This is a genomic window from Neobacillus sp. CF12 (assembly GCF_030348765.1).
Lineage (GTDB): Bacteria > Bacillota > Bacilli > Bacillales > Cytobacillaceae > Neobacillus.
In genome coordinates this window covers 5629583-5656545 of record NZ_JAUCEU010000007.1, presented here as the reverse complement: position 1 = coordinate 5656545, position 26963 = coordinate 5629583, and the positions used below count along the sequence as shown (strand labels likewise).

Sequence of the window (26963 nt, the reverse complement as noted above, 5' to 3'; positions counted from 1 at the left end):
TATATTCAGATCAAATTAAGTTCCAATCGAGGTAGCAAAGTTTGAGCAGTAATGGATACACTTTTTCGCCCGTCCACGATCTTCTTCGGTTTGAAAACTAATAACTAGTACCCCGTAAATCTCGTCTTCTCGCGTTTCCAATATTCGAATATTTGTTATACTAATATTTTCTTTCGCTAAGTACCCTGTAATTTCAGAAATGACACCTGGATAATCCGGAACATCAACAAACAGATCATAAAATGCAGGTATAGCCCCTTTTTCTCTTATCGGCAGACCATCGCGAAATTGTTTAGCCTGCTGAAAATAGCTAAAGATTTCCTCACTATTTTCTTGTTGGAGTAATACCTGCACCCAATCCATTTCTTCCTTCCACTTATCTATCAATTCTATCAGAACCTCACGATTATGAAGCAGAATGTCCTTCCACATTTCTGGGCTGCTAGAAGCAATCCTAGTAATATCTCGAAATCCTCCGGCTGCTAAACGGGGAATAAGACTCTCTTCTCCCGCTAACTTCTCCGTTTGACGGACAATCGATGCCGCAATGATATGGGGGAAGTGGCTAACGATTCCCGTTAGGTAATCGTGAGTATCAGGGGTAACACTTAAGAATTTTGCATTCGTACCTTTAAGCCAATTCTTTAATCTTTCTACCTTTGAACTCTCAATATGGTCCTCTGGCGTCAGGAGGTAAAAGGCATTCTCGAAAAGAAATTCTTTAGCAGCTGATACACCACTTTTGTGAGAACCGGCCATTGGATGTCCCCCAATAAAGGTGTAGCCTTTTTTCTTAAGGCATGCAGCATTGGCTACAATTTTACTTTTTGTACTCCCGGTGTCAGTAATAATTACGTCTGGATTTAACAATTGCTCTGACAATAGGTGAATAATTGCTTCTGTTTCAATTACAGGTGCAGAAATAATAATTATATCTGCCGTTTTTGCACCCTCTGCTATGTGACTAGCGACTTCATCAATTACACCTAGCATTTTAGCAAGCTTAGCTTGTTCTTGATGAATATCATAGCCAATTATGGTGGCATCTTTATGTTCTTTCTTTATACATAAAGCTAAAGAACCGCCAATTAACCCAAGCCCAATAACAAAAACTCGGCCATTCATTGGTAGTCCCCCTATTTTTTATTGAGCTTCGCTGTACTTTGTTCGTTTAGAAATTCACCAAGTGCTTTAAGTACACCTTCATTTTGCTCTGCTGAGCCAACTGTAATCCTTAATGAAGTTGGAAATCCTAATGCCTTCCCTGATCTGACGATAAAGCCTTTTTCTAATAAAAATTGGAAACCTTCATTCGCATCAGCATTTATATCAATTAAAATAAAATTAGTTTGCGAAGGATAATAGCTTAAATCGTGTTGTTTACAAAAGTCATAAAATTGATTTAAACCTTGCTGGTTCTTTTCCTTACAGTCTTGAACAAACTCTTGATCCCCAATTGCTGCAATAGCCGCAACCTGACCGAATGAATTCACATTAAATGGTTCCCTTGCAGGTTCGAGAGCTTGAACAATTGATTTGTTGGCAACACCATAGCCGACCCTTAAGGAAGCGAGACCATATATTTTTGAAAAAGTCCTTAAAACAATAAGATTCGGATACCTTCGTGTTAATTCTATGGAATCGTAGTAATCGTCTGCAAATACATACTCAAAATACGCCTCATCAAGTACCACTAAAACATGTGATGGAACTTTTTCTAAAAAAGCAAGCAATTTATTTTCTGATACATATGTACCTGTTGGATTATTTGGACTGCACACCCAGACAACATTGGTATTCTCATCAACGGCTTCAGCCATTTTGTCTAAATCATGTTCACCATTTACCAGCGGAATTTCCCTTATCTCTGCTCCCTCTATCACAGCATTATGTTTATATTGCGAAAAGGATGGGGTCGCCATTACCGTATTGGCTCCAGAGTGCAGGAGAGATCTGGAAATGATTTGGATAATATTATCAGAACCATTACCGAAAATAAGTTCATCTTGATTTACTTTTAAAAATGAAGCTACCGATTCCCGTAAATTGGTCATATACCCATCAGGATAGATAGCAAAGCCTGGCTGAGAATTTTGCAATGCGGAAAGAACATGTTTGGAACATCCAAATGGATTCTCATTTGATGCTAGCTTAACAATCTCATCTAAGTTATATTGTTTTTTTACTGACTCTATTGATTTACCTGGCTGATAGGGAGTCAGTGTTAATAATTGCTTTTTCCATCTCATTATCTCCACTCCATCCTTAAGATGATATACAGTATTTATTTAGCTAAGGTATTGCCTAAATCAGGTCTTAACACCTTTGCCCCTTCTAAATAAACATGAACAATTTCTTCCTGCGGCACTGCTGTATCCACATGCATCATGACTCTAACACACATTTGTAAAGAATTTGGAACTGCTAATTCCCTCATACACATGACTGGTACGTAAGTCCAGCCAGCAAATTTACGCAACGCTTTAGCAGGGAAAGCTGCATTTAGATCTTCAGTTGTAGAAATAAAAACAGAAGCTACCTGCTCTGGAAGAATATTGTTTCCCTCAATCACATGTTTCAAAAGCTCTTCTGTTGCTGATATGATTGCCTCTTCGGTATTGCAATCTACGGTGATTGCACCCCTCACCCCTCTAATCATGAAAAGCCCCCCTAGTTCTTAAAAGTTTCTGAGCTGACCTAGTAAAAAGTCATCAGAAAGTTCCTGAAGTTTTGGTTTCCCTATTTGCTCTAACAATACAAATTTTACTGATCCGCCTAAAGATTTTTTATCCTGTTTCATTTTCGATAGTAATCTCTCAATGGACAAATGACTGGGAATTTCAGTTTGATAACCAAGTTTCTGAACCCAGCTTATAAACTCTTCTGTTTTAAAAGATAAACCTGATACCTCATTACTTAGCTTTAATGCAAAAATCATTCCAATCATTACAGCTTCACCATGTGTAAAATTACCATAGCCCATTTCTGATTCAATTGCATGCCCTAATGTATGCCCAAAATTGAGATAAGCACGAATTCCTGTCTCTTTTTCATCTTTTGAAACAAATTCATTTTTTATTTTAATCCCTTTTGTAAGTGATTCAAATAATTGTTCAGAAGTTAAGGAATCAAGATGATGAATTTCTTTTTTCAACCAATGATAAAAGTCAAGGTCATAAATAAGTGCATGTTTAATAACCTCTGCAAAACCAGAACGAACTTCTTGCTCAGGGAGCGTATTGAGTAGTTGAAGGTCATAAAAAACAGCCTCAGGCTGATGAAAAGCCCCAATCATATTTTTCCCTTGAGGATGATTAATCGCTACTTTACCACCCACGGCACTATCATGTGCGAGAATGGTCGTCGGAATTTGGATAAAGGGAATGCCTCTCATGAATGATGCAGCGACAAACCCCGATAAATCACCTACAGCTCCTCCGCCAAAAGCTAGAATGACAGATTTACGATCTAGATGGTTTTCTAATGCCATTGATAAAGCATTATAGTATACCTCAAACGTCTTTGCCTTTTCGCCGCTCGGAGCAGTAAAAATTACAGGATCCCATTCAGAAAGAAGAGGTACAATCTTATCGAGATGGATTTTTCCAACTGTCTCATCTGTAATCATTAATATTGTAGTTAAATTAGGAAAATGATTTTTTAAAAAAAAGCTGATTTCTCTTAAAATATCCTTACCAACAAACACATCATAGTTTTTGGAACTCGTTTGTATGTGAATGGATTCCATTAAAATTCCCTCGCGTACTCACGCTGACGTTTAATTTCATCGGCAAATGTTTCAAAGCGGTCACTATAAAATTGATCGATAAGAGAATTGGCTAATTCCCATGCAACGACATTCTCGGCAACAACCGCAGCTGCAGGGACAGCACAACTATCTGAGCGTTCCACACTAGCTGAAAACGGCTCTTTCGTATCAATATCAACACTCATTAATGGCTTATATAATGTCGGAATAGGCTTCATTACGCCTCGAACAACAATCGGCATTCCTGTGCTCATTCCACCTTCGAAACCACCTAAACGGTTCGTCTTTCGTATATAACCGTTTTCTTGATCCCAAACAATCTCATCATGTACTTCACTTCCCGGCTTTCTTGCTGCTTCAAAGCCGATTCCAAACTCTACTCCTTTAAATGCATTAATACTTACAATCGCTGCAGCAAGCTTTGCATCTAATTTTCTGTCATATTGAACATAGCTACCCACCCCAGCAGGCATGCCAACTGCGATGACTTCTACCACACCGCCAATTGAATCACCATTTTTCTTAGCAGTGTCAATGGCATTCATCATTTCCTGTTCAACATCAGGGTCAGCGCAGCGTACAGGTGAAAGCTCAGTTCTCTCTTTTAACTCTTCGATAGATAAATTAGCGTTTGCTTTTGCTTGAATACCACCAATTTCAACCACATGCGAAACAAGTGTAACGCCAACTAAAGATAAAAGCTTCTTAGCAACGGCTCCTGCTGCTACTCTAACTGTTGTTTCGCGTGCAGAAGAACGCTCAAGGACATTTCTCATATCACGGTGACCATATTTTATCGCCCCGTTTAAATCAGCATGGCCTGGCCTTGGGCGGGTTATTTTTCGTTTTACCTCATCCTCTTGACCTTCTTCTAATGGGTCTGCTCCCATAATTTTTGTCCAATGCTTCCAGTCATTGTTCTTTACGTTTAGAGCAATCGGAGACCCAAGTGTTAGTCCATGTCGTACTCCAGATGTGATTTCAACGGTATCTTTCTCTATTTGCATCCTTCTGCCACGACCGTATCCTTGTTGCCGTCTTGCAAGTTCAGTATTTATGTCTTCAGCTAATAATGGCATTCCTGCTGGCAGACCTTCTAGTATTGTCGTTAATTGTGGACCGTGTGATTCTCCAGCTGTTAAATATCTCATTCCCATTACACTTTCCCCCTTCAACTCATTAAAGGATTTTTATCAATATACCATAAACAGACTAATAAACCTAGTATAATTATCTGAAAATAGCATAAACTAAAAGTTGATTATTTATTTAATGATAATAACAGTTAATCGATTTGTACACCATTGTTGCAGAAAAATTTTTATTATTCCAATGTATGCGCATACAAAAAAGGCACCTGTATAGCTATACAAGTGCCTTTTTTTATATAATTAGTAAATCCATTCGTTTACGAGTTTAGAGTACTCTACTACGCCGCCATCTTTAAAAAACAATCCAATTTCACGCTCTGCACTTGCAGGTGAATCTGAACCGTGAATAACATTCTTTCCAACTGTTAAGCCAAAATCACCACGGATTGTACCAGGCGCAGCGTCCTTTGGGTTGGTTGATCCCATCATTTGACGTGCTGTTGCAATAACATTCTCACCTTGCCAAACCATTGCAAATACAGGGCCAGATGTAATGAAATCTACTAATTCACCAAAGAATGGACGTTCTTTGTGCTCACCATAGTGTTCCTCTGCAAGTTCAGTCGGAATGCTCATTAATTTAGCGCCTACTAACTGGAAGCCCTTTTTTTCGAAACGAGCAACGATTTCTCCGATTAAATTACGCTGTACGCCATCAGGCTTCACCATTAAAAATGTTTTTTCCATGAATTCCACTCCTAGTTATGTATGTATATGGATGTCTTATTAACAACCCACCGAAAATATTAACATTGTTTTGAATATTTCGCAAGTCTATAAATGAAGGGAGTTAATCCTAGATTAACTCCCTTCTTTTAATATTTCCGGCGTCCGATAAATTTTGCGATATCTCTTAGTGTTTTTTTGGCTCTATTAGCAGGAAGGTCTTCTAGTACTGCTAGTGCTTTATCTAAGTACATATCACTTAAAGCAATAGATTTTTCAATTGCCCCTGAATTTTTAATGAGTGAGATAATTTTTTGTATTTGAACTGGTTCCATATCCACATGGACCTTTTCAATTTCGGAGCGAATACCTTCATCCTCCATCGCATAAAGAGCGGGAGCTGTAATATTACCTTGGAGCAAATCACTGCCAGCAGGCTTACCTAATTCCTCTTCAGATGAGGTAAAATCTAGAATGTCATCTGTAATTTGAAAAGCCATACCGACATAATAACCAAATAGATACAGTTTTTTATGTACAGACTCTTCTACCTCAGCAGCAATCGCACCCAGTTGACAGCTTGCCGAAATTAACAATGCTGTCTTTCGCTTTATTCTTCTCAAATAATCCCTGAGATTTTGATCAAAACGATACTTATCTTTTATCTGTTGAATTTCACCAACCGTTACCTCAACAATGGTATTGGCTAATATTTTATGAGCTAAGGGCTTTTTAATATCACTCATCAATTCAAGAGAAAGTGCAAAGATAAAATCACCCGTATACATGGCCGTCTTGTTGTCCCATTTTGCTTTAACAGTTGGCTGACCCCTCCGCAAATCCGCATCGTCAATCACATCATCATGTACGAGTGAAGCCATGTGAATAAGTTCAAGAGCAACAGCAACGTTTTTCATTACATTAATATCATATTGACCAAACTTTCCAGCCAATAAAACAAAAACAGGCCGAATTCTTTTACCTCCTGCCTGCAGGGTATGTAAAGAAGCCCGTTTCAAAAGAAGAGAATCCGCCTGAATGGTCTCTTCTAACTTTCTTTCTATTGTATTTATATCTGAATTCAAAAATGAATACATCATCTTTAATTTCATTTGTATTCACCAGCTTTTCGTCCTGTTTGCTTTTCTAGTAAAACTTATTTTTTATTTCCTATATGGACTGCTGCAGCCCCACCGCTATATGGCTTATAGTAAACATCTTTAAATCCGGCAGTCTCAAACATTCTCGCAAGTTCTTTCATACCAGGGAAATTTCTTGCTGATTCCTGGAGCCAAGAGTACTCTTTATAGCTCTTAGCAAATAACTTGCCAAACAACGGCATGATAAATTTAAAATAAAAATAATAGAGCTGTTTGTATCCTATTAAGGTAGGCTGGGAGGTTTCAAGGCATACAGCAATACCTCCTGGCTTCAATACACGATTCATTTCCTTTAATACTTGAAGGTAATCTGGGACATTTCTCAACCCAAATCCTATCGTTACATAGTCAAAGCTATTATCAGGGAAAGGAAGTTCCATCGCATTACCATGAATAAGGGTAACATGTTTAAGTCCTAGACCTTTTACCTTTTCAATCCCTACATTTAGCATATTTTGACTAAAGTCCAATCCAGTAACCTCACCGGAAGGGCCAACAGCCTCAGCTAACGCAATCGTCCAGTCCCCTGTTCCACAACAAACATCCAGCGCTTTCGAACCTGGTTTAACATTCATTCTTTTCATGGTATCCTTACGCCATTTGATGTGTTGTTGAAAACTAATTACTGAGTTCATTTTATCGTAGTTGTCAGAAATTTTCTCAAATACTTTATGAACCCGTTGTTCCTTAGATTGCTGCATACGCTTACCCTTCTTCCACTAAAGTATTCGCCAATGGTTGATGTTCGTTAATGATCGAAGTTATTCTAGCTTCAAGCATATCATTTAAATATGGGAGCTGACTTATTCCTTTTAATAGGAATTGTTTTGAAGAATCAAGATAACGATCACAAATCACAAGCAAATCTCTTTGATGTTTTTCTGATAGATTTTTTATTGTACTATTTTTATTAGGAATAGTTAATTCTTTTAGTTTATCGAACACGAAGCTGCTTCCGGATTCCGAAAAAAGTTTCCTTTCGTGGAGCAATCGCTTGAAAAAAAATAAATTGGCGATAAATTCATTCCATAAGTCCACCTTAAAGCACTCTGAGAATTTCACAAGTAAAGAACTTTCGATTTTCTTAATACTAGCCATAAGATTTTCAATGCTAACCAGTTCGTTTTGATAAACGGATATTTTATGTTCATTTACCTCTTTAATCCCTTTAGAGAGTTCTTTTATCATGTTGATGTCTTCTGACTCAGCCAACAATTTATAATACAAACCACTATAATAATCCCCAGCAAGGACGGTTAATTGTCTATTTATTTCATCTACAGATGCATTCGAAATATGTTCATGGGTATCGAGGGCAATTTGAATAAGCATTGTTGTCATAGCGTAATTTTTTAACTCATTGTAAGACAATTCGAGTCGATCCATAATGGACACGAGAATAAGCAGTTTATCTTCATCGATTACAGGAGTCTCAATATATTTTATCAAGTAAGGATGAAATACTTTTTGCTCAACTTGCACCTTAATGTCTGTAAAGTTTTGTCGAATGTCTGGCAATTTAATCACCCTTGCTTCCCCGATTTAATATATTTATTACAATCCTTTTATGTTAACAAGGCAGTGACAATTATATCATAAAAGCGTATGTATGGGCAGAAATTCACAAAATAATTACATTTCCACCATAGAATTCTTATTTTTTTGTTTCGCTTTCAGTTTCACCAAATTGCGTCATTATTTTTGCATTTCCCCTAATTTTTATTGCAGAGGTATGTTCTGTAAATTGTGCGATAAGTACCTCACCTTTATCTAACTTTTCTGAATGATGGAATTTCGTGTCACTTCCCCTTGTAAGTCCAATTACACTTACACCATCATCGATTGCTTTGATTACAACAAAATCACTACTTTGTGGTTGTCGTTTTTCCATAGTATCACCTCACTAATTCCTAATTAAAGATAGTATTTCCGAACGAGCAATGGCATCATTTGCAAGATTGCCCCGTACTGCAGTTGTTACAGTCTTTGATCCTGGTTTTTTTACTCCGCGCATCGTCATACACATATGTTCTGCCTCGACAACCACCATTACTCCATGCGGATCTAATTTTTCCATCATACTATCAGCAATGGTTGAAGTAATTCTCTCTTGCAACTGTGGTCTTTTAGCAACTGCCTCAACAGCTCTAGCTAATTTACTTAATCCGGTTACACGGCCATTTTTAGGTAAATATGCGACATGCGCTTTTCCAAAGAAAGGTACAAGATGATGTTCACACATAGAATAGAATGGGATATCCTTTACAAGCACCAATTCTTCATGGTCTTCACTGAAAATAGTCTCGAAATGTTTTTTTGGATCTTCCTTCAGACCACTAAATACCTCTTCATACATTTTTGCTACTCGTTTCGGTGTATCTAGAAGACCTTCTCTGCTCGGATCTTCGCCAATCGCAGATAATATTAAACGCACCGCTTCTTCAATTTGGGTACGATTCACTTCAGACATGCATATTCCCCCTACATTATATCAAACAAGTATATACGACAAATACATATTAGCACAACAAATGGGATGTTCAAAGTTGCAAGGGCAAAGAAAAAAGGTCATGGAGTTTACCATGACCTTTTTGCCGAGGCAATAAATTTATGTAATTATTTTACTGCATCTTTAAGCGCTTTACCTGGTTTGAAAGCAGGAACTTTGCTTGCACCAATTTCGATTTCCTCACCTGTTTGAGGATTGCGGCCTTTACGTGCTGCACGTTCGCGTACTTCGAAGTTTCCAAAACCGATTAATTGGACTTTATCACCATTTTTTAATGCATCTAAGATTGAATCAAAAACAGCATCAACTGCTTTTGTAGCGTCTTTTTTAGAAAGTTCGCTTGCTTCTGCAACTGCGTTAATTAGTTCTGTCTTGTTCATGCTATTCACCTCCTCCCAATAATTTAAGTTAAGAATCGTAAATAAGATTACTTATCTACATTTCTAAACACTTTTTCTAATTTCTATACGTCATAGCGCGGTTTTATTGGCAAAGTAATCAAAAATTACAGCTTTTTATATTTTAATCTACTTTTTTAATAAAAAACCTTGTTATATAAAGGTTTAAAGCACTAAACGTGAATCTGTTAAAAGATTATCACAATCATTTACGCTTATCAAGAATAAATCATGAAATAATGGTAATCTTTTCTTCATTTCTACAAATTTCTACTATTTTAGACGATATTGGATGTTGTTTTTTGTAAAAAAGAATAAAGACTCCAATTGGAGTCTTCATTCTTAAAGGATTATTGCTATTAACCCGCCGGAGCCTTCGTTAATAATTCTCTCTAATGTCTCTTTTAGTTTATATCTTGCATTCTCAGGCATTAAGGATAGTTTCGCCTGGATTCCTTCCCTGACGATGGAACTTAACGAACGTCCAAAAATATCAGAATTCCAGATGGATAATGGATCATCCTCGAAGTCCTGCATTAAGTACCGGACTAGCTCTTCACTTTGCTTTTCAGTCCCTATAATTGGAGCAAACTCAGATTCCACATCTACCTTAATCATATGAATCGATGGAGCTACTGCTCGCAGCCTTACACCAAACCTTGCACCCTGACGGATAATTTCCGGTTCTTCTAGACTCATATCTGAAAGTGACGGTGAGGCTATTCCATATCCTGTTTGCTTCACCATTCTTAATGCATCTGAAATATGATCATACTCTGCTTTTGCATGAGCAAAATCCTGCATAAGCTCAAGTAGATGATCTTTCCCTCTTATTTCTACTCCTACAATTTCTTTTAAAATATCATCATAAAGTTCGTCTGGTGCAAACAAGTCAATTTCTGCAACACCTTGACCCATTTCAATCCCTGCTAAACCAGCTCTCTCGATGTAGTCAAAGTCGCTAAATTGCTGCACGACCCTGTCAACATCTCTTAATCTCTTGATATCTTTAACCGTTTCTTTGACTGCTTCTTGATAACTTTCTCGAAGCCAATGATTCTCTCTTAATACCATTACCCAGCTTGGGAGATTAACGTTAACCTCAAGAACTGGAAACTCATAAAGCGCCTCTCTTAGCACATTCAGCACATCACTGTCACGCATACTTTCAACACTCATAGCGAGTACAGGGATGTCATATTTCTCAGCTAAGCTAGACCTTAGGGTTTCCGTGCTTGGGTGATACGGCTGAGCACTATTGACAACCATGATAAACGGTTTGCCAACTTCCTTCAGCTCATTAATCACTCTTTCCTCAGCTTCAATATAATTACTTCTTGGAATCTCACCGATCGTTCCGTCGGTAGTAACTACTACGCCAATCGTAGAATGTTCTTGAATTACCTTTCGTGTTCCAATTTCTGCTGCTTCATGGAAAGGAATCGGCTCCTCGTACCAAGGTGTAGTGATCATTCTAGGACCATTTTCATCCTCATACCCTTTTGCACCTGGAACAGTATAACCGACACAATCGACCAGCCTAATATTAACATTAAGACCTTCGTCAACATGCACAGTAGCAGCCTGATTTGGAACAAACTTCGGCTCTGTTGTCATGATTGTTTTTCCTGCAGCACTCTGAGGAAGCTCATCCACAGTTCTAGATCTTTCAGCCTCATTGTCTATATTCGGTAAAACCACAAGCTCCATAAATTTTTTAATAAATGTGGATTTTCCTGTTCGAACAGCACCTACTACTCCTAAATAAATATCACCGCCAGTTCTTTCGGCAATATCTTTGAAAATATCAACCTTTTCCAAGTGATCCCCTCCCGATCATAGAGTAAAGTGGGATAATATTATCCATCAAGATATGTTTGGACAATATATATTTATGACGTTGTCCTATATTGTTATGACACTTTTTTATAATTTTTTTACCCCCTTAAGTAAATATTCCATGATTATGCACGTATCTGTTGTGTCTGAACAGTTGATTGAATGAGGGTTTTAAGGTGAAGATTCAAAGATTCTTTTTGACCAAAAAAAAACCCTACTCCTACAATATATTTCGCAGGTGAAGGGTTATGACTAATTGACATTCTTATTGCATTAAAAAAACTGGTTCATTATTCTCATCAATTGTATATGGCAAAGAATAGGCAGGAACAAACATGGAATTTTCCACTAGAATATAGCGAATATCCTCACCTGGTTTTACCTGCTTGTCACTTTCTTTTAGCTGCTTATATAAGTCTTGACGGTAATCGACAAAGACTTCAGCATCTGTTGAGACCACAAAGGAGAGATTTTGATTCGTAAATGGACTAATCGCAAACGGTTCTTGTTTGTATCCTAATTCATCAAAATCGATCGTATACACGTTATCAGCAAGTTGTTCTTTATATGGCGGATAACCGTTTGATTTAATTCGCAGTTTGATATCACGAATCTTATCGACCATTCTTAAGTCTAGCAGTTTGACGGTTGGATTGGTTTCAACATCAACAAGAACATATTGAAATATTCCGCCACTTTCAAAAGCATTCCCGGGAGGCTCAGCAAGATATTTAGGAGCAATTTTTTTAAAATCAATCGGATATTTCTGATAGATTGGAGTCGCCGCTTCCCTTGTTTTAATCGGCAGGATCCCCCCATTATCCTCCTTAAAGGTATTCACAGCTTGTTGAACTGCTTGGATTTGGTCTGTATATGGGATTTGATTTTCTGCTAACTTCTCTGCGGGATACATACAGCCTGTCAAAAACAAAGAAGTTAGAACGAGTATTGTGGCAATAACTTTCCAGTTCATACAATCACCTATTTTTTTTATTATGTAAAAAGGACAATAACCAATGTAATTCCGGAAATGAATAAAAAAATATAAGCTAGGACCGCCGTTAAAACCTTTAGCACTCCATTTAACTTATACCGGCTTAGATAAATTGTAAAAATAGCAAGAAACATAAGTCCCATCCCGGCAATCGAGATCCACATTTTCAGCATACCTGGTGACATTAGGACACCCCCTTATTCCGAAAGTTATTATAACATAAGGAAGGTGTTTTAATAAAAGTTTTGGTTAGACAAACACAAAAAAACTGAAGTAAAGAGGGGCGAATTCCTTACTTCAGTCTTAGTGACTAAACAACCCAAACATTTAGGTTCATACTTCACGTGTGCTTCGCTTGCATTGTATGCAACCCATGTAGGAATGCGCACTCAATGAAAGCCTATTTTTCATAGAAATTCATAATTATTATTCCTCAAGGTTTCTTTCTTCAAGAATGTTTACTAAATCTTCCATTTCATGTGTTTTACCACGAGCCATTAAGACATCGACTGCATCTTTTGCATTTTTCCCATTAAATAAAACATCATAGAGGGCACATGTGATTGGCATGCTGACATTATATTTCTGGGCAAGCTGATAGGCAGCCTTCGTTGTCCTTACTCCCTCTACAACCATTCCCATATTATCAAGTACCTCATCAAGGTTTTTACCTTTACCAAGCAGATTTCCTGCTCTCCAGTTCCTTGAATGGACGCTCGTACACGTTACAATTAAATCCCCTATTCCCGCTAACCCTGAAAAGGTCAATGGATTAGCCCCCATTTTTGTACCAAGTCGAGCTATTTCAGCTAATCCTCTTGTCATTAAAGCAGCCTTGGCGTTATCGCCGTATCCTAGCCCGTCCGTTATTCCTGCGCACAAGGCGATGATATTCTTTAATGCACCGCCAATTTCAACACCAATTACATCTGGATTCGTATAAACCCTAAAATTATGGTTAATAAACAAATCTTGTATTTCTTCTGCAGCACCCATATCTTCAGACGATACGGTTACAGTTGTAGGGTGCCTCTTACTAACTTCCTCTGCATGACTAGGACCTGAGAGCACTACCACTGCTTTCAAAAGCTCACTTGGCATTTCTTCTTTTATCAGTTGTGATATTCTCAAAAGGGAATCAGGCTCAATCCCCTTACTCACATGTGCAATGGTCAAAGGTGTACTTTGAACGTTAATTACTTTCCGAAGAACTTCACGGATTGCCTTTGTCGGCACTGCTAATATGACCGTTTTTATATCTGCCAAAGCATCACTCAAAGAGGCATAGCCAACGATTAACTCGGGCAGCTGTATTTCTGGCAAGTATTTTTTATTTGTATGGAATTGATTAATTTCTTGAACCTGAGATTCAGTATGGCTCCATAATCGAACTTCATGTCCATTATCTGCAAGGACCATCGCAAGCGCCGTCCCCCAGGATCCTGCACCAACAACAGCTACAGCTTCTTTATTTTCCTGCATTGTAGATCACTCCACCGTAAAATTATTTTCTTTCTCTTGCATAAATTTTTATCGGAGTTCCCTCGAATCCAAAAGCATCCCGGATCCGATTTTCTAAGAAGCGCTCATATGAAAAATGCAGTAATTCTGGTTCATTTACAAAAACAACAAAGGTTGGCGGTTTCACGGCTACCTGAGTAGTATAGTAAATCTTTAATCTGCGGCCTTTGTCTGTAGGCGTTGGATTCATCGCTACCGCATCCATAATGATATCATTTAATACGCTTGTTTCGACACGCATCGAATGGTTTTCACTAGCTGTATTAATCATTGGCAATAGTGTATGAATACGTTTTTTTGTCTTTGCAGATAAGAAAACGATCGGTGCATAACTTAGGAAAAGAAAATGTTCCCTGATTTTTTGTTCAAGTTCCTTCATTGTTTTTTCATCTTTTTCTACTGCATCCCACTTATTGACAACAATGACAATTGCTCTGCCAGCTTCATGTGCATAGCCTGCAATCTTCTTGTCCTGTTCGATGATGCCTTCTTCAGCATTAATGACCACTAAAACGACATCTGACCGTTCTATTGCCCTTAGAGCACGGAGTACACTATATTTTTCCGTAGTCTCATAAACCTTTCCTTTTTTCCGCATCCCAGCTGTATCAATAATGACATATTCTCCACCATTATAAGTATAAGGTGAATCCACTGCGTCTCTTGTCGTTCCAGCTATATCACTAACAATGACGCGGTCTTCTCCCAAAATTGCATTAACCAAGGAAGACTTTCCAACATTGGGACGACCAATCAAAGAAAATTTAATGACATCTTCGTCATAATCCTGACCCTTATTCTGAGGAAAATGTTTTGCAGCCTCATCCAATAAGTCACCCAGCCCCAGGCCGTGAGAGCCTGATACTGGTATCGGTTCTCCGAATCCTAAAGAATAAAAATCATAGATTTGCTCACGCATTTCAGGGTTATCAATTTTGTTAACAGCTAATACAATAGGCTTTTTAGATTTATACAAAATCTTTGCAACCTCTTCATCTGCAGCTGTTACTCCTTCTCGTCCATTTGTTAAGAAAATAATTACATCCGCTTCGTCAATCGCGACTTCAGCCTGTTGGCGGATTTGCTCGAGAAATGGTTCATCCCCGATATCAATTCCCCCAGTATCAATTACATTAAAATCATGTGTCAACCATTCCCCTGAGCTATAAATACGATCACGCGTTACTCCAGGGATATCTTCAACGATGGAAATTCTCTCTCCAACAATTCTGTTGAAAATGGTTGATTTCCCAACATTTGGTCGTCCTACAATGGCTATAACTGGTTTTACCATTATAATCGCCATCCTTTCTATCCATATATTTATCAATATTTTGTTATTTTTATCGTTATTGTGTACTAATGATAAAGAAACCCTTCTTTCAAACAGAAGGGTCTAACCATATTATTTTAGCAATGTGAAACCTTTCCTGCAATGGAAAAACATAATAAGTGAAATTTATGATGTTTTTTGCTTCCCTTTTTCCAAAAAGTGAAAATGATTTTGGAAAAATGTTCCGGCATTTTCAAGGATACTCCAGCTTACGAGCAACAAAATCACTAGCGAAGTAACATCTAGGTATGCTATCGTGCCAATTGGATAGGAAAATTCAAATTTACTAAGGTAAAACGCATAGAGAATCTCACCCTGCATGGTACCACTTACAATAATCAACAACCTATCTTTTAAAGACTTTTGTAAAAAGATTGCAAGACAGCCCATGCAGATTCCCATCATCCATTCCTTTTGAAATATCACCCAAATCGGATCATAAATGACAAATAAATTAAAGGTTACATATGAAATGGTAATAATAAAAGAACAAATGAAGGCATAGAGCAACGGACCCAGCTTTTTCTTACCCAAAATAATAAAAGATAATAGCAGCATAAATATTCCACTTGCATAAAACTGAAAACTTCCAACCATAAAATGCACATTTGAAAGTATTATTACCATTAATAATCCAATGGCTACTTTTGTTCGATAGGGATTTTGTTTGTTCATAAAAAAAGTAATCGAAACCCAAAATACCCAAAGAATCCAATAAAACATAGAGCCTTCCACTATCACACACCTCCTACTATCTCCATTATCGGTATTTCTTATGTAGTTTCATACTTCCTGAATAATCTTTAGTCAACAAAATCATGTTAATAGTAGGAGGTGTGGAGAATGGGAAAAGACCGACAAGAAAAAAAGTTAAGAGCAAGCGGTAAAGTTGAATCGGACCGGGACAAGGCATTGCATTACTCCGGCTCTACTAAGCTTCAAAGCCCTGAAGAAGCCAGAGGATTAAACGATAATAAGTATAGTTAATATCAAATAAGCTCTCGCTTTTTGCGAGAGCTTATTTGATGCTTCGTTGGCTATATGATTTTGTATCGATTCCTCTTTGTGTTAACCAATGAAATGTTTGCCCAGATATCATGAGTGGGGCTGTTTGTAAATCTGAAATAGATTTAGCTCCTACGGCAGCCATTATGATCTTCAACCCATAATGAAGTGTCGAAACTTCTTCATTAAGTGTATCAGTTCCTTCTTCAACTAGAATTTTTAAGAAATAACCTGCAAACCCAGTTGCACTTGCTCCTAATGCAATGCCCTTAGCAATATCTATACTAGAGGTAAATCCACCAGAACCAATAATGGGCACACTCGAAGCATAAGCCGCTTCACAAATAGATTGTGCCGTAGGAATTCCCCATTGATTAAAGAAAGATAGTGATTTATCACTGCGCTTGTTTTCTATTTCAGCAAAATTTGTTCCGCCAAAACCACCTACATCCACAGCAAAAACCCCCACAGATGAAAGAGATTCAACGGTTTCTTTACACATTCCAAAACCAACCTCTTTGACTATAACAGGGACATTGACCACTTTTACAATGCTTTCTATTCTCTTTAAAGCACCTGTAAATTCTCGGTCTCCTTCAGGCATTGTCAGTTCTTGTATTACATTTAAATGCAGCTGTAAGGCATTAGCGTCAATCATTTCAACCGCCATCTTTGCTTGTTCAGGAGTTGCTTCACTTCCTAAGTTAGCAATAAGAACTCCATTTGGGTTTTCTTTTCGAACTACCTCATATGTATATCTCTCAGACTTATCTTTCAGTGCTGACATTTGTGATCCTACTGCCATTACAAGTCCTTGCTCCCTTGCTACAATAGCAAGTTGCTTGTTAAGAGAGTAGGTTTTCTCGCCACCGCCACCTGTCATAGCATTGATGAAAATTGGCGAACTTAAAGAAAGTTCGCCAATTTTTTGGTGAAAGGTAACATCTGAAACATTAATGTTTGGTAAACTTTGATGAATAAATTGGATGTCATCAAATGCTGTTGATCGTTTTTGCCCTGTTTCAAGGGCATAGCGAATATGGTCCCATTTCCGTTCAGATCTAGACACTAAATATCACCATTATTTTCCTAGATTCTTTAATTTATCGCCAATCATTTCACCAAGCTGGAATCCTTTAGATTCTTCAGGAAGTTCATAATCAAAGTTTTCTTCTACATCTTTTTCTAGAAGGTCCTTGATACTTAGAGAGAGTCGTTGTTCCCCTGCGTTAGCATCTAACACTTTAACTTGCACTTCTTGGCCTTCCTTCAATACCTCATGTGGCGTTCCAATATGCTTGTGTGCAATTTGTGAGATATGAACAAGTCCTTCAACACCTGGGAAAACTTCCACAAAAGCACCATAAGAAACTAATCTTTTGACTGTTCCAGTTAACGTGCTGCCCTTAGGAGCCTTTTCAGGGACTTCAGACCAAGGCCCTGGTTGTGTTTCTTTGATAGATAAGGAAATTCTTTCATTATCACGATCCACATTTAGTACCTTAACTTTTACTTTTTGGCCTTCTTGTACAACATCTGATGGTTTATCAATATGTTGATGCGACAATTGGGAAATATGAACAAGTCCGTCGATACCGCCAATGTCAACAAATGCTCCAAAATCTGTAATTCTTTGTACAGTTCCATCAATAACTTGTCCAGGTGTTACAGTACTCATAAGATTTTTCTTGTGTTTCCCCTTCTCTTCTTCCACTACTGCACGGTGAGATAGGATTAAACGATTTTTTTCTTTATCAAGTTCGACAATTTTAAACGTAAGATTCTTACCTTTGTAATCAGAAAAATCTTCTACAAAATGTGCTTCTACTAGAGAAGCAGGAACAAAGCCACGAACGCCTAGATCAACGACGAGACCGCCTTTTACTACATCTTTTACTTCAGTTTCAAAAATCTCGCCACTATTGAATCGTTCTTCAAGTTTCACCCAAGCTTTTTGGGCATCTACTTTTCTTTTAGATAAGATGAATGCTTCCTCTTCTACTTTTAAAACCTCAAGGTCTAATACATCACCTACTGAAACAACATCAGAGGCTTTTTCAACATGTAGGCTAGAAAGTTCACTTATTGGAATAATTCCATCATGTTTACTATCCTGAATAGAAACAATTACCTGTTTTTCTTCTACCTTGGTGACTTGTCCACTGACCATATCACCAATGGAATAATTTTTAACATCTACTTGATTCATATCTTCCGACATATGTATTCCTCCTTAATCCATTTGCTGCAGAATAAATATATAATAACTAAATACAATAAACGAGTGAATATTCTAATAAAATCTCTTTTTATTAACTTCTTACAAATAGAGTATTTTGTCAAGTAGAAGCTATCGGTGCTCTTTTAAAAGTTTATGGATTTCAGACATAATTAATTCAGTTACCTCTTCAACTGATGCTTTCTTACTTCTCATATCATCCATAGCAATTGGCTTACCATAAACCACCTTTAACTTACCGAAACTTTTATATGGTCCTATGATGGCACAAGGCAGCACATTGGCATCTGTTCGTAATGCAAAAAAACCAGCACCCGATAGCCCTTTTCCAATTTCACCTGTTCTACTTCTAGTTCCTTCCGGGAAAAGTCCGAAAACATATCCATCTTTTAATACCTTTAAGCCAGATCTTAATGCTTCCCTGTCCCCCATTCCTCTTTTTACTGGGAATGCATTACACTTTCTAACGACATTTCCCAAAACAGGAACTTTGAATATTTCTTCCTTGGCCATAAAATGAACAGGTCTAGGTGCTGTAATACCCACCACCAAAGGATCAAAATTATGAATATGATTCGTGCAAAGAAGCACTCCTCCATCTTTAGGAAAATTCTCTAATCCAATAACTTCAATTCTGTACCACGGTTTAATTACTCCAGCAACAACAGATCTAGCAAACGAATAAAACGTCACACTTATCCAACCCTTTCATGCACAAGAGCCATTATTTTTTCAACAACTTCAGGGATAGTCAAGGATGTCGTGTCGATCTCAATTGCGTCTTCTGCCTTCTTTAATGGTGCAAATTCTCGTTCCGAATCTATTTTATCACGTCGGGCAATTTCTTCCATTAATTGTTCTAAATTAGAAGGGTAACCTTTTTGAAGATTCTCCGTATGGCGTCTAACTGCTCTCTCTTCCACGCTTGCAAGTAAGAAGACTTTTACTTCCGCATTTGGAAGTACATGCGTTCCTATATCTCTTCCATCCATTACAACTCCGCCGTTTATAGCAAAGGATTGCTGCATTCTCACCATTTCTTGCCGAACCTTTTGGTGTTTGGCTACAATCGAAACAGAATTCGTTACTTCAGATGATCGAATTGCTTCTGTCACTTCTTGATTATCAAGAAAAACCAATTGTCCGTTTGGTGAAGGATAAAGTTCTAGTTTGGTTGCTAGTAAAGTGTCTAATAAAAAGTTCTCATCTTCTAGATTAATGTTGTTAACTATTGCTTTATAAGTCAAGGCACGATACATTGCTCCTGTATCGATATATATGTAGGATAACTTTTCAGCGACAACTTTTGCTACTGTACTCTTGCCTGCAGCGGCAGGGCCGTCGATGGCAATTGATATTTTTTTATTCATAAATCCTCCTAAGTCATTCATGATCGTCTTGTACGCCCATATATTTATTTTACCATAAGAAAGGTCAATGCTTCTTTTTTTTAGCACTTTTATATTTGAATTTCTTATTTACTTTTCCCACTTTGACAATAAAAAAAAAGCAGGATTCCTGCTTTTTTAATCACCGTTGAAGGTTTGTAAAATTTCAGTAAATGTACTTTCATTTACTCCCTCATATTTTGTTAACTGATCTAGTTGTGGAAAAATATCTAACTGATGTAAAAAAAATTGCGCTAAAAAAAGAAAGATAAATTGGATTATAACTACCTTTATTAATACTCTTTCAACCACTTTCATACCATCACTCCAAACTACCAATTACTACTATTATTGGAGTGATGGTATGATTTTATTCCAAGTCTCTAAACAACCTCGTCGTAAACTTCCTCTGCATTCTTTAACTTCTCAACTTCCTCTTCAACACCGTCTATAGCATTGATAAAAATTCGATACGTGTCATCTTCAATAGTACCTAGGAATTCATAACACAAGACTTCCTTGTTTAAATCATTAACAATAACCGCTTGTCTCTCTTCCATGACTTTAAATCTAGGATTTACCTTTGCCCTAGCTTGTTCACTAGTTAGCACTGGTTTCTCAATTTTTCTTGTATCATTTAATGATTTTAAATATTCCTCTGCCGAGAAACCTATTATATTGCCATTATCTAGTGCCACTTCAACCTTGATAGCCTCAGGATAAATCCTAATATTATTTTCACTGGTGACGAAATTAAAGACACCTGTGTTGTCATATTGCATACTCTCAAACAACTCTAGATTTTTATAGCCATTTTCCTTTAGAAAAGCCGCAGCTTTAAGATTTGCATCATTTAAGCTAATTTTCTGTTTGGCTACTTCTCTGTGATTAATAAACCATATAGGATATCCTGCTTTTTTTGTGATATCTATACTGCCCTCTTGGCCAGTTTTTTTGTTTCGTATTGATACACTATAAAAACCATAATCCGAACCTTTACCATTCTCTGTTACTTTTACTTCAGCATTGCCATCAAATTTCATATATTTTTTCGCAATACTAGCGGCTTCTTTTTCAGAAATGGTTTTTCCTTTTATTTTATTGAAATTTTCGTCCTTGTTTTGCATATTGGTAAAACTCGGGCCGAAATCGCTTTCGTCATAGCCTGATACAGTTTTTTCAACTGTTTTAAATCCATCAATAATCGTATTGTCTGTAGTTTCCTTTCCTGATGCCAACGCAAGTTCAACATCCATCCAACGTAGATTATTTTCTAATACCATGTGCTGTACATTACGAAGTTCATTCTGAATATCACCAGATTGTTTGTATAAAACCTTTAACGTTTCATACTCCTCTTCTGATAAAGGTTCTTTATCTAAATCTCTCACCGCAGTTTGATAACTAAACTTTCCAATTTGAGCCAAGAACTCTTCCGTTTTATTAAATGGAAGCAATGTTAGAGGAAGTTGGCCCACATCACTATGTGCTTCCGATGTTAATCTCCAAACCTCCACCAACGAAGGTGATAGGGAATGCCTTGAGTTCATCGCAAGAGTTGACCCAATTTTATCGTGAAGCATATCCATTTGATAAGTTAGATCATGAAAAGCACGTTGATAATTGTTTTCAGCATTTAACAGAATTGCATTTTTCTCTCGATGTTCTTGATAACCCCAGTAGGCAGTACCTGCAACACCCACCGCTAAAACACCTATGATTATTCCTCTGATCATCCTTTTCACCCCTCTATTCGCAAAAAATATGTTTTCCGATTCTTTTAATTTGTGGTCTGGACCAAATCCACTTGCTCGTTGCAGTTGCGGGATTAAAATAATATAGGGCTTCCCCGGTAGGGTCAATGCCATTGATTGCGTCCAGTACTGCTTTTTTAGCTTGTTCATTTGGAGTCAGCCAAATTTGTCCATCTGCGACGGCAGTAAAGGCACCTGGTTCGAAAATAACTCCAGAAACAGTATTTGGAAAGGATACACTATTAACACGGTTCAAGATAACGGCAGCTACTGCAACTTGTCCTGTATAAGGTTCTCCCCGTGCTTCCCCATAGACTGCATTTGCCATCAATTGGATATCGTTACTTGAGAAACCGCCTGGTGTATTCGCAGCAGTTGGTTTTTTTGGTGCCGCTTTAGGGGCTGCTTTGGGTGCAGCCGGTTTTGGATTAGCTGTCTTAGCTGGTGCTTTGGCAGGTTCTTTCGCTGGCGTTTTAGCCGGAGCCTTAGCAGGTGTTTGAGTCTTTGCATTTGGTTTAGGTGCAACCTGCTTTTTCTGTTCAACTCCGCCGTAATGAGTAAATTTATTCCCTTTATTGATTTGTTCGGTTACAAATTTTTTATCATACTTACTTGCTTTAGCTAATTTTGCTTTTGTATCCGTACCAGCAAGGCCATCAATGGGTAGTCCAAACTCATATTGAAAATTTCTTAGTGCCCAATAGGTGCTCCATCCAAACACTCCATCAATTTTCCGATTGTAAAATCCCAAATACTGAAGCCTAGATTGAAGTTCAATGACATCATCTCCAACTGCGCCTTGTTGAATAATCTGATTAGAGAATGCAAATGCCCGGTTGTCCTCCAGGAATGTAAATGGGATGATACAAAGGGAGATAAAGATTGGAACAGTAAATTTAACTATCTTCTTCTTCATGGTAAAGTAACCCCCAGTTGTAAATCTTTTTAGATGTAAGCCTATTTTTTGTTTTAATGCCATATTTATTCAAAAAAAAATTCCCTTCATTTAAGAATGAAAGGAATTTTGAGTTGAATATTGTTTTTTCTTATGATTTGTCGTTAAGATTTTCGCCATTTTAACCTTCCTTAGGCCTAACCACCAAAGAAAGATCATAAAAGGTAAAATAATATAAATCCAGTTTTCTTGTGAAATTAAAATATAATCATAAGATCCATGAAGGATGAAAGGCAAAAGTAAAGAAGCTAATATCCACTTTGCTTTTTTTCCTTCTGTGAACTTTGCTTTTCCCATGTAAAATCCCATAATCACCCCGAACAGGGCATGACTAGAGACAGGAAGCAATGCCCTTGCCATTGCATGTTCGATCCCATTCGCAATTAAATAAAATATGTTTTCTACAGTGGCAAAACCAAGGGAAACAGCCACGCCATATACAATACCATCAAATGGTTCATCTAACTCAACATGTTGGTAAATCGCATAGAATAGGATAAACCATTTAAAAAACTCTTCGAGCAGGCTCGAGGATAGAAAGGCTTCAATAAATCCAGATTTAATAACGTTCTCCGTATGGAACACATGCTGAATAAACATGATTGGAAACACCAAAAGAGCACCGTACATGAATGTCTTCATCACTACAGATATTGGCTCTGTCTCATATTCATCTTTTAAATAAAAATAGCTCAGCAAGGCCAGTCCAGGGGCGATGCCGGCTGATAATATTCCCAGCATGGATAATCCTCATTTCAAATAATTCGTATACTTAATCCTAACACGATATTGTCATTAATTAAATGAAAGATTATATCCATTTAAGATTTACTAATTAAAAATTTATTTTCTCGAGCCCGCTAGCCAGCGCAACAGCTAATTTAATTCTTGCCTTTTTGGAGTCATTGTCACTTCCGAGGATTACCCCTTTTTTATATAGGTCATACGCACTACCTTTATAATCATAAGTGGTATACACCGAACCTTCTTCAGCACTTGTTGTAATCACCAAAACAATTCCTTCTGAAAGTGACTTTTCTATCTCCTCCATCATTAGTGGAGCTACTTGCCCACGGCCAACACCCTCAAGGATAATACCCTTAACTCCGGATTCTCTCGCTGCCTTAATAAATTTGCCGTCACCACCAATATAACATTTTACAATTTCGACTTGGGGTATAGGACACTGTATAGCAAAATATTCACGCTTTATTGGCTTTTGGAAGATATGCACCACATCATTATCGATTATTCCTAGATAGCCGAACCCAAATACATTAAACCCCTGAATATTGGAGGCATGTTCTTTTTTTACATAGCGGGCAGCAAATATTCGTTCATTGAACACGACAACAGCACCTGCATTCTGTAAATCCTCTGAACAGGCCGAATATATAGCATGTCTTAAATTTATGTAAACATCGCTTCCTAAGTCTTCTGGAGAACGCTGTGATCCTGTAATGACCACTGGACGTGGATCCAAAATCGTTAAATCAAGAAAGTATGCTGTTTCTTCAAGGGTGTCTGTTCCATGAGTTACCACTACTCCAGAAACCTTTTCGTCCTTATAATATTCGATAATTTTATTCTTTAATTCCACTAAATCTTCAAATGTAATATGTATACTTGCCTTTTGAAATACGGATTCAACCACAACTTCAATATCCTTCGGCAGGTTACACATGGCCGCTAGTTCTTCACCTGTTAGTTCTCCAGAAGCTAATTTCCCTGAATCCCTATTGGGTTTACTAGCAATCGTCCCACCCGTAGTTAACAATACAACCTTTTTCATAGATTCTTATCACCCTTTGTTTACCTTTTTAAGTTTTTTTTGATTGATTGTGCAATCAGATTTCCATGAAACCTTCCATTTTCAATAAATATTTCGTTGGCATTATTACCTGCAGCAATGACTCCTGCGATATAAATACCTTTTATATTCGTTTCCATTGTATCAGGATTAAAAAGTGGTCTTCCAGTTTCCTCGTCAATTTTTATCCCCATATCTTTTAAAAAAGAGTGATCAGGTCGATAACCGGTCATCGCAAAAACGAAATCATTAAATATAGTCTTTTCTTCTCCATCCTTTTTATATCTTACTTGGTCTTTCGTAATCTCTATGATATGCGAATTAAATTCCATCATTATAATGCCGTTTCGTACTAAAGCCTCAAATTCTGGGAGAATCCACGGCTTAATGCTTGAGGAATACTCTTGTCCACGGTATAGCACACTTACCCTGGCACCCGCTTTAACCAGTTCAAGAGCGGCATCGACGCTGGAGTTCTTACCGCCTATCACACATACGTCCTTATCGAAATAGGGGTGAGCTTCTTTAAAATAATGGGACACTTTCGGTAAATCTTCCCCGGGAACATGCATGAAATTTGGGTGGTCATAGTAGCCAGTAGCAATCACAACAAATTTAGCTTGATATGTCTGTTTATTGGTAATTACTTGGAAACCTGTTTCTACTTTAACAACCTTTACTACTTTTTCAAATGAATTAACACGAAGTTGTTTACGCTTAACAACATCACGATAATATACGAGCGCTTGGTTTCGTTTAGGTTTATAGCTTTCTGTAATAAATGGAACATCTCCGATTTCCAGCTTTTCACTTGTACTAAAAAATGTTTGGTGAGTGGGGTAATGATAGATAGCATTCACTACATTCCCTTTTTCAATAATGAGCGGATTATGCCCAATTTCTTTAAAGGCAATAGCAGCTGCTAAACCACATGGTCCACCTCCGACAATAATAATATCTTCTAGTTGCAAAATTGATCACCTCAATTTATTATTCCACAAAAAACTCCTACCGTCATATGATAGGAGTTTTGTTCGTATGTTTCAATCATTAAGCTTTAAATCCAACCTCTGAATCGGCTAGCCTCAGCCATTTTTCTAACGCCAACCATATAGGCTGCTAAGCGCATGTCTACACGACGGGTTTGTGCTGTATCAAATATATTGTTAAATGATTTTACCATTACTTTTTCGAGTTTTTCTTCTACTTCCTCTTCAGACCAGTAATAACCTTGATTATTTTGAACCCATTCAAAGTAGGAAACAGTTACTCCACCAGCAGAAGCGAGTACGTCTGGTACTAATAAAATCCCACGCTCTGTTAAAACTTCCGTTGCTTCAAGTGTAGTTGGTCCGTTTGCAGCTTCAACCACTATGCTTGCACGTATATTATGAGCATTTTCAGCAGTAATCTGATTTTCTATGGCTGCAGGAACAAGAATGTCACAATCTAGTTCTAGGAGTTCCTTGTTTGATATCGTATTATTAAATAATTTCGTTACCGTTCCAAAGCTATCACGACGATCTAAAAGATAATCAATATCAAGTCCCTCTGGATCATATAAAGCACCGTAGGCATCAGAAATACCAACTACCTTAGCCCCAGCATCATGCATGAACTTAGATAAATAGCTGCCTGCATTGCCAAAACCTTGTACAACAACCCTGGCACCCTCGATTTGAATTCCTTTCTTTTTAGCTGCTTCACGTATACAAATGGTTACACCTTTAGCAGTAGCAGATTCTCGACCGTGTGAGCCACCAAGAACAAGAGGCTTACCGGTAATAAAACCAGGAGAGTTAAATTCATCAATACGACTATATTCATCCATCATCCATGCCATAATTTGAGAATTTGTAAAAACATCTGGTGCCGGAATATCTTTTGTAGGGCCAACAATTTGACTTATGGCTCGTACATATCCACGACTTAATCTTTCTAACTCTCTAAATGACATATCACGTGGATCACAAATAATTCCACCTTTTCCACCGCCATATGGAAGATCAACAATTCCACACTTCAAACTCATCCAGATCGATAGTGCCTTTACCTCCGTCTCCGAAACATTGGGATGAAAACGAATTCCACCCTTAGTTGGGCCGACTGCATCGTTATGCTGTGCACGATAACCGGTAAATATTTTTATTGATCCGTCATCCATTCTTATTGGGATTTTCACTGTCATCATACGTAACGGCTCTTTTAAGAGCTCATATACTTCTTCAGGATAACCTAACTTTTCAAGAGCTTTATGTATAACTGTTTGTGTTGAAGTTAACACATTATTTTGTTCCTCTTGATTAGTTTTTTCATTACTTTTTTCGGCTACCATCTGTAAACCTCCTAGGAAATCACTTTAACAAATGTTGTCGCTTTCAGACACAAGTATACACGACTAATAGATTTATGCAAGATGAAAAATACACTTTTCACTATTTTTGAGTTAATTTTGTAAACGCTAACATTGCT

At 37.5% G+C, this 26963-nt stretch carries 30 protein-coding genes; 1 reads left to right on the top strand and 29 read right to left on the bottom strand.

The genetic code is table 11. The features are described 5' to 3' along the window. Positions 1-15: 15 nt before the first annotated feature. From QUG14_RS27185 to QUG14_RS27100, 18 genes are all read right to left on the bottom strand, one after another. Positions 16-1125 carry a prephenate dehydrogenase gene (locus QUG14_RS27185; protein ID WP_289343587.1) on the bottom strand — a complete coding sequence of 370 codons (1110 nt, stop codon included), beginning with the start codon at positions 1123-1125 and terminating at the stop codon, positions 16-18. A gap of 11 nt (positions 1126-1136) precedes the next feature. Then, positions 1137-2252, bottom strand: coding sequence for a histidinol-phosphate transaminase (hisC, locus tag QUG14_RS27180; protein ID WP_353961114.1), 1116 nt, complete (start codon positions 2250-2252; stop codon positions 1137-1139). Positions 2253-2284: 32 nt separating this feature from the next. Next, on the bottom strand, positions 2285-2659 hold the full coding sequence (gene aroH, locus QUG14_RS27175) for a chorismate mutase (protein ID WP_289343585.1): 375 nt from the start codon (positions 2657-2659) through the stop codon (positions 2285-2287). A gap of 18 nt (positions 2660-2677) precedes the next feature. Then, positions 2678-3748: a 3-dehydroquinate synthase gene (aroB, locus tag QUG14_RS27170; protein ID WP_289343584.1), complete on the bottom strand. Its 1071-nt coding sequence runs from the start codon at positions 3746-3748 to the stop codon at positions 2678-2680. Next, on the bottom strand, positions 3748-4920 hold the full coding sequence (gene aroC, locus QUG14_RS27165; RefSeq protein WP_289344248.1) for a chorismate synthase: 1173 nt from the start codon (positions 4918-4920) through the stop codon (positions 3748-3750). The genes aroB and aroC overlap by 1 nt, the downstream gene beginning before the upstream one ends. 240 nt (positions 4921-5160) lie before the next feature. After that, the gene (gene ndk / locus QUG14_RS27160; protein ID WP_179596406.1) at positions 5161-5607 is read right to left on the bottom strand and encodes a nucleoside-diphosphate kinase; all 447 of its coding nucleotides are present in this window, start codon (positions 5605-5607) and stop codon (positions 5161-5163) included. 128 nt (positions 5608-5735) lie between these two features. Then, positions 5736-6698, bottom strand: a complete 963-nt coding sequence (hepT, locus tag QUG14_RS27155) for a heptaprenyl diphosphate synthase component II (protein WP_289343583.1) — start codon at positions 6696-6698, stop codon at positions 5736-5738. Positions 6699-6742: 44 nt separating this feature from the next. Next, positions 6743-7447, bottom strand: coding sequence for a demethylmenaquinone methyltransferase (locus tag QUG14_RS27150; RefSeq protein ID WP_289343582.1), 705 nt, complete (start codon positions 7445-7447; stop codon positions 6743-6745). Between the two features lie 4 nt (positions 7448-7451). Continuing rightward, on the bottom strand, positions 7452-8273 hold the full coding sequence (locus QUG14_RS27145) for a heptaprenyl diphosphate synthase component 1 (RefSeq protein WP_289343581.1): 822 nt from the start codon (positions 8271-8273) through the stop codon (positions 7452-7454). 127 nt (positions 8274-8400) lie between these two features. Continuing rightward, complete coding sequence (mtrB, locus tag QUG14_RS27140) at positions 8401-8637, bottom strand: trp RNA-binding attenuation protein MtrB (RefSeq protein WP_289343580.1); 237 nt, start codon at positions 8635-8637, stop codon at positions 8401-8403. A gap of 12 nt (positions 8638-8649) precedes the next feature. Continuing rightward, positions 8650-9216, bottom strand: coding sequence for a GTP cyclohydrolase I FolE (gene folE / locus QUG14_RS27135; protein WP_289343579.1), 567 nt, complete (start codon positions 9214-9216; stop codon positions 8650-8652). Between the two features lie 146 nt (positions 9217-9362). Further along, a complete protein-coding gene (gene hbs, locus QUG14_RS27130) occupies positions 9363-9635 on the bottom strand; it encodes a non-specific DNA-binding protein Hbs (RefSeq protein ID WP_034676225.1) in 273 nt (90 codons plus the stop codon). Positions 9636-9995: 360 nt separating this feature from the next. Next, positions 9996-11474, bottom strand: coding sequence for a stage IV sporulation protein A (spoIVA, locus tag QUG14_RS27125; RefSeq protein ID WP_045517337.1), 1479 nt, complete (start codon positions 11472-11474; stop codon positions 9996-9998). 283 nt (positions 11475-11757) lie between these two features. Further along, complete coding sequence (locus tag QUG14_RS27120) at positions 11758-12465, bottom strand: hypothetical protein (protein WP_289343578.1); 708 nt, start codon at positions 12463-12465, stop codon at positions 11758-11760. A 20-nt stretch (positions 12466-12485) separates the two neighbouring features. After that, positions 12486-12671, bottom strand: a complete 186-nt coding sequence (locus QUG14_RS27115) for a DUF2768 domain-containing protein (RefSeq protein WP_289343577.1) — start codon at positions 12669-12671, stop codon at positions 12486-12488. A 241-nt stretch (positions 12672-12912) separates the two neighbouring features. Next, the gene (locus QUG14_RS27110) at positions 12913-13968 is read right to left on the bottom strand and encodes an NAD(P)H-dependent glycerol-3-phosphate dehydrogenase (protein WP_289343576.1); all 1056 of its coding nucleotides are present in this window, start codon (positions 13966-13968) and stop codon (positions 12913-12915) included. A 22-nt stretch (positions 13969-13990) separates the two neighbouring features. Continuing rightward, positions 13991-15301 (bottom strand): ribosome biogenesis GTPase Der, encoded by a 1311-nt coding sequence (gene der / locus QUG14_RS27105; RefSeq protein ID WP_289343575.1) that lies wholly within the window; start codon positions 15299-15301, stop codon positions 13991-13993. Between the two features lie 165 nt (positions 15302-15466). Then, the gene (locus tag QUG14_RS27100; protein WP_289343574.1) at positions 15467-16075 is read right to left on the bottom strand and encodes a YphA family membrane protein; all 609 of its coding nucleotides are present in this window, start codon (positions 16073-16075) and stop codon (positions 15467-15469) included. Positions 16076-16183: 108 nt separating this feature from the next. On the opposite strand from QUG14_RS27100, the gene QUG14_RS27095 reads away from it, so the two are divergent. Then, entirely contained in the window at positions 16184-16327 is a 144-nt protein-coding gene (locus tag QUG14_RS27095) for a YpzI family protein (RefSeq protein ID WP_289343573.1), read from the top strand. Between the two features lie 31 nt (positions 16328-16358). Here the strand turns inward: QUG14_RS27095 and fni are convergent, their stop codons facing one another. The 11 genes from fni to QUG14_RS27040 all read right to left on the bottom strand — a co-directional run bounded on the left by fni (position 16359) and on the right by QUG14_RS27040 (position 26826). Next, positions 16359-17414 carry a type 2 isopentenyl-diphosphate Delta-isomerase gene (fni, locus tag QUG14_RS27090; RefSeq protein WP_289343572.1) on the bottom strand — a complete coding sequence of 352 codons (1056 nt, stop codon included), beginning with the start codon at positions 17412-17414 and terminating at the stop codon, positions 16359-16361. Positions 17415-17426: 12 nt separating this feature from the next. Next, the gene (rpsA, locus tag QUG14_RS27085; protein WP_289343571.1) at positions 17427-18566 is read right to left on the bottom strand and encodes a 30S ribosomal protein S1; all 1140 of its coding nucleotides are present in this window, start codon (positions 18564-18566) and stop codon (positions 17427-17429) included. 129 nt (positions 18567-18695) lie between these two features. Further along, positions 18696-19277, bottom strand: a complete 582-nt coding sequence (locus QUG14_RS27080) for a lysophospholipid acyltransferase family protein (RefSeq protein WP_289343570.1) — start codon at positions 19275-19277, stop codon at positions 18696-18698. A gap of 2 nt (positions 19278-19279) precedes the next feature. After that, positions 19280-19954, bottom strand: coding sequence for a (d)CMP kinase (cmk, locus tag QUG14_RS27075; protein WP_289343569.1), 675 nt, complete (start codon positions 19952-19954; stop codon positions 19280-19282). Positions 19955-20110: 156 nt separating this feature from the next. Continuing rightward, the gene (locus tag QUG14_RS27070) at positions 20111-20290 is read right to left on the bottom strand and encodes a YpfB family protein (RefSeq protein ID WP_289343568.1); all 180 of its coding nucleotides are present in this window, start codon (positions 20288-20290) and stop codon (positions 20111-20113) included. A 65-nt stretch (positions 20291-20355) separates the two neighbouring features. Further along, on the bottom strand, positions 20356-21708 hold the full coding sequence (gene ypeB, locus QUG14_RS27065; RefSeq protein WP_289343567.1) for a germination protein YpeB: 1353 nt from the start codon (positions 21706-21708) through the stop codon (positions 20356-20358). A gap of 13 nt (positions 21709-21721) precedes the next feature. Then, on the bottom strand, positions 21722-22642 hold the full coding sequence (gene sleB / locus QUG14_RS27060) for a spore cortex-lytic enzyme (protein WP_289343566.1): 921 nt from the start codon (positions 22640-22642) through the stop codon (positions 21722-21724). A 90-nt stretch (positions 22643-22732) separates the two neighbouring features. Beyond that, positions 22733-23422 carry a glutamic-type intramembrane protease PrsW gene (gene prsW / locus QUG14_RS27055; RefSeq protein WP_289343565.1) on the bottom strand — a complete coding sequence of 230 codons (690 nt, stop codon included), beginning with the start codon at positions 23420-23422 and terminating at the stop codon, positions 22733-22735. Positions 23423-23516: 94 nt separating this feature from the next. Further along, positions 23517-24473: an asparaginase gene (locus QUG14_RS27050; RefSeq protein WP_289343564.1), complete on the bottom strand. Its 957-nt coding sequence runs from the start codon at positions 24471-24473 to the stop codon at positions 23517-23519. 20 nt (positions 24474-24493) lie between these two features. Further along, a complete protein-coding gene (locus tag QUG14_RS27045) occupies positions 24494-25462 on the bottom strand; it encodes a YpdA family putative bacillithiol disulfide reductase (RefSeq protein ID WP_289343563.1) in 969 nt (322 codons plus the stop codon). Positions 25463-25548: 86 nt separating this feature from the next. Beyond that, a complete protein-coding gene (locus QUG14_RS27040) occupies positions 25549-26826 on the bottom strand; it encodes a Glu/Leu/Phe/Val family dehydrogenase (RefSeq protein ID WP_289343562.1) in 1278 nt (425 codons plus the stop codon). Between the last annotated feature and the right edge of the window lie 137 nt (positions 26827-26963).

Excerpts from the sequence above, each read along its gene's own strand:
- QUG14_RS27050 (WP_289343564.1), bottom strand. The coding sequence starts at position 24,473 with ATGAAAAAGGTTGTATTGTTAACTACGGGTGGGACGATTGCTAGTAAA.
- QUG14_RS27185 (WP_289343587.1), bottom strand. The coding sequence starts at position 1,125 with ATGAATGGCCGAGTTTTTGTTATTGGGCTTGGGTTAATTGGCGGTTCT.
- rpsA (WP_289343571.1), bottom strand. The coding sequence starts at position 18,566 with ATGTCGGAAGATATGAATCAAGTAGATGTTAAAAATTATTCCATTGGT.
- QUG14_RS27110 (WP_289343576.1), bottom strand. The coding sequence starts at position 13,968 with ATGCAGGAAAATAAAGAAGCTGTAGCTGTTGTTGGTGCAGGATCCTGG.
- hepT (WP_289343583.1), bottom strand. The coding sequence starts at position 6,698 with ATGAAATTAAAGATGATGTATTCATTTTTGAATTCAGATATAAATACA.
- QUG14_RS27070 (WP_289343568.1), bottom strand. The coding sequence starts at position 20,290 with ATGAAAGTGGTTGAAAGAGTATTAATAAAGGTAGTTATAATCCAATTT.
- QUG14_RS27120 (WP_289343578.1), bottom strand. The coding sequence starts at position 12,465 with ATGAACTGGAAAGTTATTGCCACAATACTCGTTCTAACTTCTTTGTTT.
- QUG14_RS27115 (WP_289343577.1), bottom strand. The coding sequence starts at position 12,671 with ATGTCACCAGGTATGCTGAAAATGTGGATCTCGATTGCCGGGATGGGA.
- QUG14_RS27095 (WP_289343573.1), top strand. The coding sequence starts at position 16,184 with ATGGGAAAAGACCGACAAGAAAAAAAGTTAAGAGCAAGCGGTAAAGTT.
- hbs (WP_034676225.1), bottom strand. The coding sequence starts at position 9,635 with ATGAACAAGACAGAACTAATTAACGCAGTTGCAGAAGCAAGCGAACTT.
- der (WP_289343575.1), bottom strand. The coding sequence starts at position 15,301 with ATGGTAAAACCAGTTATAGCCATTGTAGGACGACCAAATGTTGGGAAA.
- mtrB (WP_289343580.1), bottom strand. The coding sequence starts at position 8,637 with ATGGAAAAACGACAACCACAAAGTAGTGATTTTGTTGTAATCAAAGCA.
- ypeB (WP_289343567.1), bottom strand. The coding sequence starts at position 21,708 with ATGATCAGAGGAATAATCATAGGTGTTTTAGCGGTGGGTGTTGCAGGT.
- QUG14_RS27150 (WP_289343582.1), bottom strand. The coding sequence starts at position 7,447 with ATGCAGCAATCTAAGGAACAACGGGTTCATAAAGTATTTGAGAAAATT.
- aroH (WP_289343585.1), bottom strand. The coding sequence starts at position 2,659 with ATGATTAGAGGGGTGAGGGGTGCAATCACCGTAGATTGCAATACCGAA.
- aroB (WP_289343584.1), bottom strand. The coding sequence starts at position 3,748 with ATGGAATCCATTCACATACAAACGAGTTCCAAAAACTATGATGTGTTT.
- folE (WP_289343579.1), bottom strand. The coding sequence starts at position 9,216 with ATGTCTGAAGTGAATCGTACCCAAATTGAAGAAGCGGTGCGTTTAATA.
- QUG14_RS27040 (WP_289343562.1), bottom strand. The coding sequence starts at position 26,826 with ATGGTAGCCGAAAAAAGTAATGAAAAAACTAATCAAGAGGAACAAAAT.
- sleB (WP_289343566.1), bottom strand. The coding sequence starts at position 22,642 with ATGAAGAAGAAGATAGTTAAATTTACTGTTCCAATCTTTATCTCCCTT.
- ndk (WP_179596406.1), bottom strand. The coding sequence starts at position 5,607 with ATGGAAAAAACATTTTTAATGGTGAAGCCTGATGGCGTACAGCGTAAT.
- prsW (WP_289343565.1), bottom strand. The coding sequence starts at position 23,422 with ATGCTGGGAATATTATCAGCCGGCATCGCCCCTGGACTGGCCTTGCTG.
- aroC (WP_289344248.1), bottom strand. The coding sequence starts at position 4,920 with ATGAGATATTTAACAGCTGGAGAATCACACGGTCCACAATTAACGACA.
- cmk (WP_289343569.1), bottom strand. The coding sequence starts at position 19,954 with ATGAATAAAAAAATATCAATTGCCATCGACGGCCCTGCCGCTGCAGGC.